The following is a 13,002-nucleotide window of genomic DNA, read 5'->3' as shown; positions in this document are numbered from 1 at the left end:
GACTCCGCCGGGGCAGGCCCTCACCCACGCGGGGACCGCGCCCGGCGTCGCGCAGCCCCGCACGGGGCCGCCCCGGCTACAGGTCCCCGAACGATCCGTGCCGCCCCGCGCCCCCGGCGAACCGCGCGGCGCCCTCCCGCGCCCGGGCGGCGCGCCGCGGGCGCCGCCGCGTCGGCGCGGAGGGCCACTGTCCCGCACCCGGCCGCCGGCCGCACCGGCGCCCCCGCCGGGGCTGCCATTGACCTCAAGGAAGCTTGAGGTCTTACGGTCTCTCCCATGAGCATGGAGACCACAGCCTGGATGCAACTGCACAGCGTGATGAACGCACAGCAGGACCGGCGTCCCTTCGCCCGCGCGACACTGCGCCGCATCGCCGCCTTCGCCCGCCCGCACCGCCGCGGGATCGCCCAGTTCGTCCTGCTCGGAGTGGTGACCGCACTGCTCGCCGTGGCCACCCCGGTGCTCGCCGGGCACGTCGTCGACGCCATCGTGTCGGGCGGCGACGAGGGCACCGTCGTACGGCTCGCCCTGCTCATCGCGGGGGTCGCGCTGGCGGAGGCGGGACTGGGCATCCTCGGCAGGCGGCTGTCGTCGACCCTCGGGGAGGGACTCATCCTCGACCTGCGGACGGCCGTCTTCGACCACGTGCAGCGGATGCCGGTGGCGTTCTTCACCCGCACCCGCACCGGAGCGCTGGTCAGCCGCCTCAACAACGACGTCATCGGCGCCCAGCGGGCGTTCAGCAACACCCTGTCCGGCGTGGTCAGCAACCTGGTCACGCTGCTGCTCACGCTGGTCGTGATGCTCACCCTGTCCTGGCAGATCACCCTGCTGGCGCTGGCCCTGCTGCCGGTGTTCGTGCTGCCCGCCCGCCGCATGGGCAGCCGGATGGCCCGGATGCAGCGGGAGGCGGCCGCCCTCAACGCCGCCATGGGCACCCGGATGACCGAGCGCTTCTCCGCGCCGGGCGCCACCCTGGTCAAGCTGTTCGGCCGGCCGGAGGAGGAGTCGGCGGAGTTCGCCGACCGGGCCCGGCGGGTGCGGGACATCGGCGTGCGCACCGCGACCGCCCAGTCGGTGTTCATCACCTCCCTCACCCTGGTCTCCGCCCTCGCCCTGGCTCTCGTCTACGGCCTCGGCGGCTGGTTCGCGCTGCGCGGCAGCCTGGAGCCGGGCGCGGTCGTCGCGCTGGCCCTGCTGCTGACCCGGCTTTACGCGCCGCTCACCTCGCTGGCCGGGGCCCGCGTGGAGGTGATGAGCGCGCTGGTCAGCTTCGAGCGGGTCTTCGAGGTGCTCGACCTGGAACCGCTGATCGACGAGAAGCCCGACGCCCGCGCGGTTCCCGAGGGCCCGGTGGCCGTCGAGTTCGAGGACGTCCGCTTCGGCTACCCGTCCGCCGACAAGGTCTCCCTCGCCTCCCTGGAGGAGGTCGCCGCCCTCGACACCCGCGGCGGCGCCGAGGTCCTGCACGGCGTCTCCTTCCGTGCCGAACCCGGCCGCACCGTCGCCCTGGTCGGCTCTTCCGGCGCCGGCAAGTCCACCATCGCCCAGCTCCTGCCGCGCCTGTACGACGTCGACGAGGGCGCCGTCCGCATCGGCGGGACCGACGTGCGCGAGCTGAGCGCCGCCTCCCTGCGGGCCACCGTCGGCATGGTCACCCAGGACGGCCACCTCTTCCACGACAGCGTCCGCGCCAACCTGCTGCTGGCCCGCCCCACGGCCGACGAGGACGAACTGTGGGACGCGCTGACCCGCGCCCGCCTCGACGAGGTCGTACGCTCCCTGCCGGACGGCCTGGACACGGTGGTCGGCGAACGCGGCTACCGGCTCTCCGGCGGGGAGCGCCAGCGCATGACCATCGCCCGGCTGCTCCTGGCCCGCCAGCGCGTCGTCATCCTCGACGAGGCCACCGCCCACCTGGACAACACCTCCGAGGCGGCCGTCCAGGAGGCGCTCACCGAGGCACTCCAGGGACGCACCGCCGTGGTCATCGCCCACCGCCTGTCCACCGTGCGGGCCGCCGACCAGATCCTGGTGGTCGAGGCCGGCCGGATCGCGGAACGCGGCACGCACGACGAACTCCTCGCCGCAGGCGGCCGGTACGCCCAGCTGTACCGCACCCAGTTCCAGAACCGGGACGCCGCGAACACGGCCGGCCGGGCGGAGGAGACGGACCGGGGGGAGCCCGTGGACCGGGCGGCGCAGACCGAGGTCGCGGCGGGCTGAGCGCGGCCCGGGAGCCGGGGCCGGCCGGGCAGCCGCGGCCTGCACGAGGGGCCGGCACGAGGGGCCGGCGCGGGGCGCCGGCGCGGGCCGCGGCGGGCCGCGCGGGGGAAGGCCGGCGGCCCGGGGACCGTTTGAACCCGGCGTGTCCGGAAACTCCGGCGGGGACATCCGCAAGGCGCCGCGGGACCTGCCGCGGGTGGCCGCCCCGGCCACCGGCGAGCGGCCGGAACGGGCCGGACGGCCCGCGTCCGGCCCGGCAGGCGCCCGACGGGCCGCCCTCTCGCCGGAGAAACGCGATGACAACAGCCACCCCCGCACCCGCACCACGCCGTGACCCGCTCGTCCGGACCCTCGGCGTGGCCAGCGCCGTCCTCGGCGGCTGCCAGCTCGCCCGCCCGGGCGGGTTCGCCGCCGCGCTCGGCGTGGCGGACGAACCGCGGCACCGGGCGGCCACCGTCGCCGTCGGCGTCCGCGAACTGACCGCGGCGGCCGGCCTGCTCTCCCCCCGCCCGCACCCCGCGTGGCTGTGGAGCCGGGTCGGCGGCGACCTCGTCGACCTCGCCCTGCTCGGCAGGGCGCTGCGCAACCACGACGGCCGCGGGCTCGGCCGTACCGTCGGCGCCACCGCCGCCACCGCCGCCATCGCCGCCACCGACCTGTACGCGGCCGTGACCAGGACCAGGAGGACCACCGTGGAACTCACCGCCAGCACGACCATCGCCCGGCCACCCGACGAGGTCTACGGCATGTGGCGCAAGCTGGAGGAACTGCCCTCGTTCATGGCGCACCTCGACGAGGTCCGCGTCACCGGGGAGCGCACCAGCCACTGGCGGGCGAGCGCCCCCTTCGGCCGTACGGTCGAGTGGGACGCCGAGATCACCGAGGACGAGCCGGGCCGCACGCTCGCCTGGCGCTCCGCCGAGGACGCGGACGTGTCCAACGCCGGCCGGGTCCGCTTCACCCACGCCCCGGGCGGCCGCGGCACCGAGGTCCGGGTGGAACTGCGCTACGACCCGCCGGCCGGCGCGCTCGGCAAGGCCCTCGCCCGGTACTTCGGCGAGGAACCCTCCCAGCAGCTCGACGACGACCTGCGCCGCTTCAAGCAGATCGCCGAGGTCGGCGAGGTCGTCCGCAGCGAGGGCGCACCCGGCGGCAAGCGGGCCCGCCGCGAGTTCCCGCAGCATCCCGCCCGCCCCCTGACGGAGACCGAGCTGAAGGAGTACCTCACGTGAAGGCGAACTGCTGGACGGGCCGCAACTCCGTCGAGATCCAGGACGTCCCCGAGCCGTCCCTCCTCAACAGCCGGGACGCCGTCGTGCGGATCACCTCCACCGCGATCTGCGGTTCCGACCTGCACCTGCTCGACGGCTACGTGCCGACGATGCAGGACGGCGACATCATGGGCCACGAGTTCATGGGCGAGGTCGTCGAGGTCGGCTCCGGTGTCGACGCGGGCCGGCTGCGCGTCGGCGACCGGGTCGTCGTACCGTTCCCGATCGCCTGCGGAGCCTGCTCGGCCTGCCGCGCCGAGCTGTACTCCTGCTGCGAGAACACCAACCCCAACGCCGGCATCTCCGAGAAGTTGTTCGGCCACCCCACGGCCGGCATCTACGGCTACAGCCACCTCACCGGCGGGTACGCCGGCGGCCAGGCCGAGTACGCCCGCGTGGCGCTGGCCGACTTCAACGCCTTCAAGATCGAGTCGGACCTCACCGACGACCAGGTGCTCTTCCTGTCCGACATCCTGCCCACCGGCTACATGGGCGCCGAGATGTGCGACATCCAGGACGGCGACGTGGTGGCCGTCTGGGGCGCGGGCCCGGTGGGCCAGTTCGCGATGGACAGCGCCCGGGTGCTCGGCGCCGAGACGGTCATCGCCATCGACAAGGAGGCCTACCGGCTGGAGATGGCCGCCGCGCAGGGTTACCTCACCGTCAACTACGACGACGTCGACGTGCGCTCCGCCCTGCTGGACCTCACCGGCGGCCGCGGCCCCGACAAGTGCATCGACGCCGTCGGCCTGGAAGCCACCCACGGCGCCGCCCACGTCCAGCTCTACGACCGCGCCAAGCAGGCGGTGCGCTCCGAGACCGACCGGCCGCACGCCCTGCGCCAGGCGATCATGTCCTGCCGCAGCGGCGGCGTCGTGTCCGTCATCGGCGTCTACGGCGGACTCGTCGACAAGTTCCCGGCCGGTGCCTGGATGAACCGGTCGCTGACCCTGCGCACCGGCCAGTGCCATGTGCAGCGCTACATGAAGCCGCTGCTGGGCCTGATCGAGCGGGGCGCGATCGACCCCACCCGGATCATCACCCACCGCCTGCCGCTGTCCGAGGCACCGCGCGGCTACGACCTGTTCAAGAACAAGCAGGACAACTGCGAAAAAGTGGTCCTGACTCCCTGAAGGCTGGGTACCCGGGCGGCATGACCGAGCACAAGGACACCCACCGGACGCCGGACACCGCCCAGGACGCACAGCGCCGGGAGGACGAGCGAGCGGCCTCCCGGCCCTTCAGCTACCCGTACCCCGAGCGGCGCGCCGGGGTCCGCGCCACCCGGCACATCAGCCGCGAGCAGGCCGACGCGGACTCCGTCCCCGGAGTGCCGGGCGGCTACGGGACCACCAGCGGCGGCCAGCCGGGCGCCCGCGCCGGCGTCCACCCGGGCGCCGACGACGGCAGCGAGGAAGCCGGCTATGAGGACACCATCGCGGGCGCCGAGGTCGCTCCCGAGGACGGCGGCGACCAGCGGGGACGGTGACCACCACCCCTGCCGGCGGCAGCCCGCTCCCGCCCCGCGGCCCCGGAACCGCCGGACCGGCCCCGCCACGGCGCCGGTCCGGCCCCCGGGGCCGCGCCCCGTCCGGCCCGCCGGCAGACCCGTTCGCGCACGCCGCCGCGCCGGATGGTGTCGGCCGGCGCAGCCTGGATACCCAGACGCGGTCTGCACGCACCACGGTCCGTCGGGAAAGGCATCCACGCATGGGCAGCGAGAACCACGACGCCGGGACCGGCGAGGAGCGCCCCGCGCCGCCGGCCCCGCACCGCTCCGAAGTCACCCTGCGGGTCAACGGCACACCGCACGCACTCCTCGTCGACCACCGGCGCACCCTGCTGGACCTGCTGCGCGAGGACCTGGAGCTGACCGGCGCGAAGAAGGGCTGCGACCACGGCCAGTGCGGCGCCTGCACCGTCCTGGCCGACGGGCGCCGGGTGAACGCCTGCCTGCTCCTCGCGGTGACCCTGGACGGCGCCGACGTCACCACCGCCGAGGGTCTCGCGGGCGACGGCGAGGATCTGCACCCGCTGCAACGGGCCTTCCTGGACCGCGACGCCTTCCAGTGCGGCTACTGCACGCCCGGCCAGCTCTGCTCGGCCGTCGGCGCCCTGGCCGAGGCCGGAGCCGGTCACCCCTCGCACGTCACCGACCCGGCCGCGCCCGCAGGCCGGCCGGTGCCGCTGGACCGGGCCGAGATCAGCGAGCGGCTCAGCGGGAACCTGTGCCGGTGCGGGGCCTACCCGCGCATCGTCGAGGCAGTGGAGGACGTGAACCGGTGAAACCCTTCGGATACCTGCGGGCGGGCAGCGTCGCGGAGGCGGTCGAGGCCTTCGGGGCCCACCCCGGCGCCCGCTACCTGGCGGGCGGCACCAACCTCGTCGACCTGATGAAACTCGGCGTCGAACAGCCCGGCTTCCTCATCGACGTCGGCCGGCTCCCGCTGGACGCGGTGGAGGACCTGCCCGACGGCTCGCTGCGCGTCGGCGCCACCGTCCGCAACAGCGACCTCGCGGCCCACCCGCTGGTCCGCGACCGCTACCCGGCGCTGTCCCAGGCGCTCCTGGCCGGCGCCTCCGGGCAGCTGCGCAACGCCGCCACCACCGGCGGCAACCTGCTCCAGCGCACCCGCTGCCCCTACTTCCAGGACGTCACCAAACCCTGCAACAAACGGGAGCCCGGCAGCGGCTGCGGCGCCCGGGACGGCGTCCACCGCGACCACGCCGTGCTCGGCCACTCCCCGCACTGCATCGCCACCCACCCCTCCGACATGGCGGTGGCCCTGTCCGCCCTGGACGCGGCGGTCGAGCTGTACGGCGCCGAGGGCACCCGGTCCGTGCCGGTCGCCGACTTCCTGCGGCTGCCCGGCGACCACCCCGAGGACGACACCGGGATCCGGCCCGGCGAACTGATCACCGGCGTCGTGCTGCCCGCCGCCTCGGCCGGCCTGCCCTCGCTGTACCGCAAGGCCCGCGACCGGGCGTCGTACGCCTTCGCCCTCGCCTCCGTGGCCGTAGTGCTGCGGGTCGCCGACGGTCGCGTCGGCCACGTCGGCATCGCCTTCGGCGGGCTGGCCCACCGGCCCTGGCGGGCCCGTACGGCGGAACGGGCGCTGCTCGGCGCGGCCGCCACGGCCCCGGCGTTCGAAGGCGCCGTCGACCTGGAACTCGACGCGGCCCAGCCGCTGCGCGACAACGCCTTCAAGGTGCCGCTGGCCCGCAACCTGGCCCTGGACGCCCTGAACCGGCTCGCCCCGGCGCCCGCCCCCGTCCGCTGATTCCGCCGAACCGCCAGCCGCCCGCCCCCGCCGGCCGCACCGCACGTCACAGGAGGACCCATGGCCACCACCACGGCCCGCACCGGCACCGCCCTCGGCGCCCCCGCCGAGCGCCGGGAAGGACGGGAGAAGGTCACCGGCACCGCCCGCTACGCCGCCGAGTACGCCGTGCCGGGCCGGGTGCACGCCCGGCCGGTGCCGGCCTCGGTCGCGCGCGGCCGCGTCACCGCCGTCGACACCACCGCCGCGCAACGCCTCCCCGGCGTCCTCGCCGTCCTCACCCACGAGAACGCCCCGCGCCTCAGCGAGCCGGAGGACCCCACCCTGGCGCTGCTCCAGGACCCGGGGGTGCCGCACCGCGGCTGGACCGTCGCCCTGGTCGTCGCCGAGACCCCCGAGGCGGCCCGCGCAGCCGCCCGGGCGGTGCGCGTCACCTACGCCACCGAGGACCACGACGTCGACCTCACCCCGGACCACCCGGGCGCCTACGAGCCGGAGAAGGCCAACGGCGGCCAGCCCGCCCGCACCCGGCAGGGCGACCCGGAGAGCGCCTTCGCGGCCGCCCCCGTCCGCGTGGACGTCGACTACCGCGTCCCGCCCCTGCACAACCACCCCATGGAGCCGCACGCCAGCACCGCGCACTGGCACGACGACCGGCTCACCGTCCACACCTCCAGCCAGGGCGCCACGACCGTGCGCTCCGTGCTGGCCGCCCTCTTCGGCCTGCCCGCGGAGCGGATCACGGTCGTCGCCGAGCACGTCGGCGGCGGCTTCGGCTCCAAGGGCACCCCGCGCCCCGACGTGGTGCTCGCCGCGCTGGCCGCGCGGCACACCGGCCGGCCCGTCACCGTCGCCCTGTCCCGCCGCCACCTGCCCACCACGGTCGGCCACCGCGCCCCCACCCTGCACCGGCTGCGGCTGGGCGCCGGCCCCGACGGCCGCCTCACCTCCCTGCTGCACGAGGTGACCACGCACACCTCCCACGTCAAGGAGTTCGTGGAGCAGGCCGCCACCCCCTCCCGCGTCATGTACGCCACCCCCAACCTGTACACCGCCCATCGCGTGGTGGCCCTGGACGTCCCGACCCCGTCCTGGATGCGCGCGCCCGGCGAGGCGCCCGGCATGTACGCCCTGGAGTCCGCGGTCGACGAACTCGCCGACGCGCTCGGCATGGACCCGGTCGAGCTGCGCGTGCGCAACGAACCGGACCGCGAACCCGACAGCGGGCTGCCCTTCAGCAGCCGGCACCTCGTGGAGTGCCTGCGCGAGGGCGCCCGCCGCTTCGGCTGGGAGCACCGCGACCCGCGCCCCAGGTCCCGCACCGAGGGCCCGCTGCTGGTCGGCACCGGCGTGGCCGCGGCCACCTACCCCGTCATGGTCTCGCCGTGCGCCGCCACCGCGCACGCCCTGCCGGACGGCACCTACGTGGTCCGGGTGAACGCGGCCGACATCGGCACCGGCGCCCGTACCGTCCTCGCCCAGATCGCCGCCGACGCGCTGCGCGTCCCCCTGGACCGGGTGGGCACCGAGGTGGGCAACAGCGACCTGCCGCCGGCCCCGGTGGCGGGCGGCTCCGCCGGCACCGCGTCCTGGGGCTGGGCCGTGCACGAGGCCTGCGTCCGGCTGGCCGCCCGCGTCGCCGAGCACACCGGCCCGCTGCCCGACGCGGGCCTGTCCGTCCACGCGGACACCACCGGGCACGCCGACGCCGACAGCCCCTACGCCCGCCACGCCTTCGGCGCGCACTTCGCCGAGGTCACCGTCGACACCGTCACCGGCGAGACCCGGGTACGGCGGCTGCTCGGCGTCTTCGCGGCCGGACGCATCCTCAACGCCCGCACCGCCCGCTCCCAGTTCGTCGGCGGCATGACCATGGGCCTGGGCATGGCCCTGACCGAGGGCAGCACCATGGACTCCGCGTTCGGCGACTTCACCGAGTCCGACCTCGCCTCGTACCACGTGCCCGCCCACGCCGACGTCCCCGACATCGAGGCCGACTGGATCGACGAGGACGATCCGCACCTCAACCCCATGGGCAGCAAGGGCATCGGCGAGATCGGCATCGTCGGCACGGCGGCGGCCATCGGCAACGCCGTCCACCACGCCACCGGCGTCCGCTTCCGGGAGCTGCCGCTGACGCCGGACCGGGTGCTCACGGCGCTGACCTGACGGCACCGGCCTGACGGCACCGACCTGGGCCGGCCGGGTGCGAAAATGGTTGCCTGAGAGAACCAAGGTGACTGGAAGGTCCTGTATGCCGCACCTCGCCATCGACTACTCCGCGCGGCTGGCCGACGTCCTCGACCGGGCGGCCCTGCTGCGGGAACTGCACCCGCTCGTGCTCGACGCGACCGGTTCGACCGGCGTGTGCAAGACGTTCCTCCGCCCGGCCGAGACCTACGTCGGCGACGACCCGGGCGGCGGGGAGGCGTTCGTCCACGTGGAGGTGGGCCTCATGCCGGGGCGGGCCGAGGCACTGAAGGCCCGCCTGTCCGAACGCATCCTGGCCCTGCTCGCCGAGCACGTGCCGGCGGACGGCGCGCACACGGCGGTGCTCTCGGTCGAGGTCAGGGACCTCGCCCCGTCCTACCGGCTGCTGCCCGCCGGCCGGCCGGCGGTGGCCGCGTGAGCGTGCGGGCGGGGGCCGGGGTACATGCTCGGTCGCGTGCCAGGGGGCGCGCTCAGGCCGTGCCGAGGAACTCCACCAGGGCCTTGCCCGGACGGAACGCGGTCGTCCCGCCGTCGGGGTGAAAGCTGCCGAAACTGCCCAGCACGACCGTCTCGCCGCGCCGCAGCGCCTCCGCGATCGAACCGGGGTGCTCCACGGTCCCGAACACGGCGTCCAGCACCCGCTCGACCTCCTCGGGAGCGGGCCCCGGGCCGTCGGCGGTCCGCCGCGCGTTGCTCGTGGTCGCCTCGATCAGGTGTGACTTGTCCATTGCGTCCTGCCTTCCCGGGTGCGGTCGGTGAGCCGAAGCCCGTGCCACCACGATCACGGCAACCGCGCACGCGCGCACGTCCGGCGCACGCGGCGCGCACATCCGGCGGACGTGCACCGGGCGACACCGGACCACCGGACGGCGGTGAGGCGTTCGGCCGTGCCCGGCTCGCCCGCCGGGGGCGCCCGGGCTGGAATGGGAGGACAAGCCCGGCCCCCCTCCTCCATGAAAGCGAGTCCGTCGTGATCATCAAGAAGCTGCACGACTCCGGAATCCGCGCCGAGCACGCCTACGCGGCGGGCTTCGTCTCCGTCGGCCTGTCCGTCCTCACCTGGTGCACCTCCCTGCGTGTGGAGAAGAAGGGCGAGGAGCGCGCCGACCGGCTGGGCATCTTCGTGGGCGAGTGGGCTCCCACCTTCTTCGCCATCGGCCTCGCCCTGTCCACCTACGAAAAGTGACGAGCGGCAGGCGGGAGGCATGGACGACACCGAGCGCGAGCAGACCTGGGACGACTTCCACGAGCTGGTGAACATGAAGCCGGCCGGACTGGAGAGGTGGCTGGAGACCGACGAGTCGCGCGGCGCCGGCCAGCACCAGGACGGCGGGGAGTCCACCGGCCACGCGTCCGGCCGCCGGATCGTGCGCATCCTGCACACCGCCAAGGCCGACCTCTCGGACGACGACTACCGGCACATGCGCAAGGTCACCGGCTACATCCGCCGCCACCTGGCGCAGCGCCCGTCCGGCGACGTACGCGACACCAAGTGGCGCTACTCCTTGATGAACTGGGGACACGACCCGCTGGAGTGAGCGCCGCCCGGCGAGCGGCGGGACGAGCGCGTCAGTGCGGCAGGACCAGCGCGTCAGTCCGTCAGCCGGACCGGCATCAGGAGCGAGAAGCCGCTCTCGTCGCCGGGCCGGCGGATCGCGAGGGGTGCCGTGGGGGCGCCCAGCTCCAGGAGCAGCTCGTCCCTGGCACCGGCGGCGAGGGCGTGCAGCAGGAACTCGCGGTTGACGGCGACGCCGTCCGGGCCGTCGTCACCCTCGTCGCACAGGGCCACGCTTCCGTCCTCCGTCACGCGGAGCACACTGAGGGCACAGGGTTCGCCGTCCGGCCCGGGCGTGTCGCTCATACGGACCGGGCCTCTCTCCAGCGCCCGCCGGAAGGCCGCCGCCGCCACGCGGCCCCGGCGCGCGGACGGCAGCCGGACGAGGCGGCGGTGGTCGGGGAACTCGTGGCCCAGGTGCTGACCCGCGGCCTGCCGGTCCCCGCTCTCCAGCGTCACGCGGTCGCCGTCGACCAGGACCTGGACGGGCGCCTCGCCGGTCAGCAGCGCCCGCATCGCGTCGGCGAGCGGAAGCGGGACGACGACCTGGGCCCGGGGGCCGTCGTGCCCGGTGGCGGGTGCCTGCGCCACGGCCATCCGGTACCGGTCGGTGGCCACGAGGTGCAGCCGCTCGCCCTCGATGTCGAACAGGACCCCGCCGAGCATCGGCAGCTCCGGGTCGGTACCGGCGGCGAACCGTACCGTGTCCAGGGCGGCGGCCAGGTCCCGGGCGGCGACGGACAGCCGGACGGCGGCGGGGGCGGGCGAGGTCATGGGGTTCTCCTGGTGGTCGAGTTCGGCTCGGAGGGCGGAGAACTCGGCGCGGGCACCGGACAGTTCGCGGTCCAGCCGACGCAGGTGGGCGTCGAGCAGCCCCCGCACCAGCTCCTGGTCCGCGCCGGCCCAGCCGGCCAGCACGAGCCGGATGTCCGCCAGGGGCATCCCGGCCCGGCGCAGCCGGGCCAGCAACCGGGCCTCGGCCAACTGCCCCGGCTCGTACCAGCGGTAGCCGCTGACCGGGTCGACCCAGGCGGGGACCAGCACCCCGGCACGGTCGTAGAACCGCAGCGCGCTCACGCTCAGTCCGCCGTCCCGGGCCAGCTCCCCGATACTGCGCATCTCGTTCTCCACACCCGGGACTCTGGGCCCTCGACCAGGTCGAGGGTCAACCCCGGGCAGGTCGCCGGCCGGTCGCCCGTGCCGGGCAGGTCCCGGACCGGCCGATCAGGCCATCAGCGGTGGGGGAGTGCGCCGGCCCCCCGTGGCGGTGGCCACCCGGCATGCCGCCGGACGCGCTCGACAGGGAGGTGGACACGGCCGGTGTGTGGGAGCGCAGGGTGTCCAGGGCCTGGGCGAAGTGCTCACCGGCGAAACGCGACCAGGTCAGTCCGGTCGCCGAGAGGACGAGCAGGCCGACCGCGAGCCACACACCCGTCACGGCGTGCCGACTGCGCGTGCGGCGCACCCCCTTCTGAGCCGCCAGGTCGGGCAGCAGCAGGCGCCGCGCGGTCCGGGCGCGGCGCTGCCGGCGCCACCACAGCAGAAGGCCGCCGAGGACCAGGACCCAGAGCCAGCTCGCCGCCACCTCCGAGTAGTACCGGCCGGCCGTGCCCAGGTGCAGGTTGCGGTGCAGGTCGTCCAGCCACGTCTTCAGCGGCGTGGACCCGTACCAGGTGGTCAGCCGCCCCTTGACCCGGCCCGTGTACGGGTCCACGTAGACCGTGTGCGCCTTCTCGCCCAGCTCGGGCAGCGCGAAGTCCACCTGCGTCGTCGAGTCACCGGTTCCCGGGCGAACGGTGGTCAGCGTGCCGCCGGGGTGCGCGGCGCGGGCGGCGGCCACCTGGTCGGCCAGCGGCCGGGGGCTGCCGGTGACACGGGCGACGGTCAGTTCGTCGTGGTAGACGAGCGAGTCCAGTTGCGGGGTGAACGTGTAGAGCAGACCGGTCACCGCGGCTATGAGCAGGAACGGCGCCACCATGACCCCGGCGTAGAAGTGCAGTCTCGCCAGCAGGCCGCCCAGGCCGGGGGGTTGCCGCGTCGAGCGGGCCGTCGCCGCCGTGGGCGCTTCACCGCCTGGGTCCGCACGTCCTTCGGTGACGGACTCGTCCGGCTCGGGAAGGCCGGGGGCCTCGGACCTGACTGACATGGCTCCACCTCGTTCCTCGTCGGCTGCGCGGGACGACTCCCGCATCGGCCGCGGGCGGCGGACGCCCGGACGGCGGCACCGCCGCGGCCTCGCCCACCGGCCTGGTCACGGCCGCCGCACAGCAGTCGGATGAACGGGCCCGTGAGTTCCCGGCCGACCGGTCGACGGGCGGAAACCCGTCGACAGCCGTGCGCGCACGGATTCCACGCCCCTGCATCGAGGAGGTGAACGCCCGCCCTCCCCCGCTCGTGAAGAGAGCGAGGCGACCGGTGACGGGCGGGCGGAGGCGTACATGGCCGGGCGGGGGAGCGG

14 protein-coding genes are annotated in these 13,002 nt (G+C 75.1%); 11 read left to right on the top strand and 3 right to left on the bottom strand.

All coding sequences use genetic code 11. The features are described from left to right. Nucleotides 1–276 precede the first annotated feature (276 nt). The 9 genes from ACZ6CZ_RS21910 to ACZ6CZ_RS21870 all read left to right on the top strand — a co-directional run bounded on the left by ACZ6CZ_RS21910 (nt 277) and on the right by ACZ6CZ_RS21870 (nt 9,407). On the top strand, nt 277–2,226 hold the full coding sequence (locus ACZ6CZ_RS21910) for an ABC transporter ATP-binding protein (protein WP_469023639.1): 1,950 nt from the start codon (nt 277–279) through the stop codon (nt 2,224–2,226). 142 nt (nt 2,227–2,368) lie between these two features. After that, nucleotides 2,369–2,560: a hypothetical protein gene (locus tag ACZ6CZ_RS21905; protein WP_469023637.1), complete on the top strand. Its 192-nt coding sequence runs from the start codon at nt 2,369–2,371 to the stop codon at nt 2,558–2,560. Further along, nucleotides 2,523–3,458: an SRPBCC family protein gene (locus tag ACZ6CZ_RS21900; RefSeq protein ID WP_469023634.1), complete on the top strand. Its 936-nt coding sequence runs from the start codon at nt 2,523–2,525 to the stop codon at nt 3,456–3,458. The genes ACZ6CZ_RS21905 and ACZ6CZ_RS21900 overlap by 38 nt, the downstream gene beginning before the upstream one ends. Further along, nucleotides 3,455–4,630, top strand: a complete 1,176-nt coding sequence (locus ACZ6CZ_RS21895; protein ID WP_469023632.1) for a zinc-dependent alcohol dehydrogenase — start codon at nt 3,455–3,457, stop codon at nt 4,628–4,630. Before ACZ6CZ_RS21900 ends, ACZ6CZ_RS21895 begins: the two co-directional genes overlap by 4 nt. A 20-nt stretch (nt 4,631–4,650) precedes the next feature. After that, entirely contained in the window at nt 4,651–4,986 is a 336-nt protein-coding gene (locus ACZ6CZ_RS21890) for a hypothetical protein (protein WP_469023630.1), read from the top strand. Nucleotides 4,987–5,207: 221 nt separating this feature from the next. Further along, nucleotides 5,208–5,783 (top strand): 2Fe-2S iron-sulfur cluster-binding protein, encoded by a 576-nt coding sequence (locus tag ACZ6CZ_RS21885; RefSeq protein WP_469023628.1) that lies wholly within the window; start codon nt 5,208–5,210, stop codon nt 5,781–5,783. Beyond that, entirely contained in the window at nt 5,780–6,778 is a 999-nt protein-coding gene (locus tag ACZ6CZ_RS21880) for an FAD binding domain-containing protein (protein WP_469023625.1), read from the top strand. The genes ACZ6CZ_RS21885 and ACZ6CZ_RS21880 overlap by 4 nt, the downstream gene beginning before the upstream one ends. 60 nt (nt 6,779–6,838) lie before the next feature. Continuing rightward, on the top strand, nt 6,839–8,947 hold the full coding sequence (locus ACZ6CZ_RS21875) for a xanthine dehydrogenase family protein molybdopterin-binding subunit (protein ID WP_469023623.1): 2,109 nt from the start codon (nt 6,839–6,841) through the stop codon (nt 8,945–8,947). An 85-nt stretch (nt 8,948–9,032) separates the two neighbouring features. Further along, nucleotides 9,033–9,407, top strand: coding sequence for a 5-carboxymethyl-2-hydroxymuconate Delta-isomerase (locus ACZ6CZ_RS21870; protein ID WP_469023621.1), 375 nt, complete (start codon nt 9,033–9,035; stop codon nt 9,405–9,407). A 52-nt stretch (nt 9,408–9,459) separates the two neighbouring features. Here ACZ6CZ_RS21870 and ACZ6CZ_RS21865 read toward each other — a convergent pair whose 3' ends face one another. After that, nucleotides 9,460–9,717 carry an HU family DNA-binding protein gene (locus tag ACZ6CZ_RS21865; RefSeq protein ID WP_469023618.1) on the bottom strand — a complete coding sequence of 86 codons (258 nt, stop codon included), beginning with the start codon at nt 9,715–9,717 and terminating at the stop codon, nt 9,460–9,462. 242 nt (nt 9,718–9,959) lie between these two features. On the opposite strand from ACZ6CZ_RS21865, the gene ACZ6CZ_RS21860 reads away from it, so the two are divergent. Together ACZ6CZ_RS21860 and ACZ6CZ_RS21855 are read left to right on the top strand one after the other, a co-directional pair. Further along, nucleotides 9,960–10,175, top strand: coding sequence for a hypothetical protein (locus tag ACZ6CZ_RS21860; protein WP_469023616.1), 216 nt, complete (start codon nt 9,960–9,962; stop codon nt 10,173–10,175). A 19-nt stretch (nt 10,176–10,194) separates the two neighbouring features. Beyond that, entirely contained in the window at nt 10,195–10,527 is a 333-nt protein-coding gene (locus ACZ6CZ_RS21855; protein WP_469023615.1) for a DUF3140 domain-containing protein, read from the top strand. A 53-nt stretch (nt 10,528–10,580) separates the two neighbouring features. On the opposite strand, the gene ACZ6CZ_RS21850 is transcribed toward ACZ6CZ_RS21855, so the two are convergent. Next, the gene (locus ACZ6CZ_RS21850; RefSeq protein WP_469023612.1) at nt 10,581–11,663 is read right to left on the bottom strand and encodes a DNA polymerase III subunit beta family protein; all 1,083 of its coding nucleotides are present in this window, start codon (nt 11,661–11,663) and stop codon (nt 10,581–10,583) included. 46 nt (nt 11,664–11,709) lie between these two features. Then, a complete protein-coding gene (locus tag ACZ6CZ_RS21845) occupies nt 11,710–12,690 on the bottom strand; it encodes a PepSY-associated TM helix domain-containing protein (protein WP_469023610.1) in 981 nt (326 codons plus the stop codon). Nucleotides 12,691–13,002: the final 312 nt, after the last annotated feature.

This window comes from Streptomyces sp. NPDC041135 (assembly GCF_055592085.1).
This window is presented reverse-complemented; position numbering and strand designations above follow the sequence as displayed.

Excerpts from the sequence above, each read along its gene's own strand:
- ACZ6CZ_RS21910 (WP_469023639.1), top strand. The coding sequence starts at position 277 with ATGAGCATGGAGACCACAGCCTGGATGCAACTGCACAGCGTGATGAAC.
- ACZ6CZ_RS21900 (WP_469023634.1), top strand. The coding sequence starts at position 2,523 with ATGACAACAGCCACCCCCGCACCCGCACCACGCCGTGACCCGCTCGTC.
- ACZ6CZ_RS21890 (WP_469023630.1), top strand. The coding sequence starts at position 4,651 with ATGACCGAGCACAAGGACACCCACCGGACGCCGGACACCGCCCAGGAC.
- ACZ6CZ_RS21885 (WP_469023628.1), top strand. The coding sequence starts at position 5,208 with ATGGGCAGCGAGAACCACGACGCCGGGACCGGCGAGGAGCGCCCCGCG.
- ACZ6CZ_RS21875 (WP_469023623.1), top strand. The coding sequence starts at position 6,839 with ATGGCCACCACCACGGCCCGCACCGGCACCGCCCTCGGCGCCCCCGCC.
- ACZ6CZ_RS21870 (WP_469023621.1), top strand. The coding sequence starts at position 9,033 with ATGCCGCACCTCGCCATCGACTACTCCGCGCGGCTGGCCGACGTCCTC.
- ACZ6CZ_RS21865 (WP_469023618.1), bottom strand. The coding sequence starts at position 9,717 with ATGGACAAGTCACACCTGATCGAGGCGACCACGAGCAACGCGCGGCGG.
- ACZ6CZ_RS21855 (WP_469023615.1), top strand. The coding sequence starts at position 10,195 with ATGGACGACACCGAGCGCGAGCAGACCTGGGACGACTTCCACGAGCTG.
- ACZ6CZ_RS21850 (WP_469023612.1), bottom strand. The coding sequence starts at position 11,663 with ATGCGCAGTATCGGGGAGCTGGCCCGGGACGGCGGACTGAGCGTGAGC.
- ACZ6CZ_RS21845 (WP_469023610.1), bottom strand. The coding sequence starts at position 12,690 with ATGTCAGTCAGGTCCGAGGCCCCCGGCCTTCCCGAGCCGGACGAGTCC.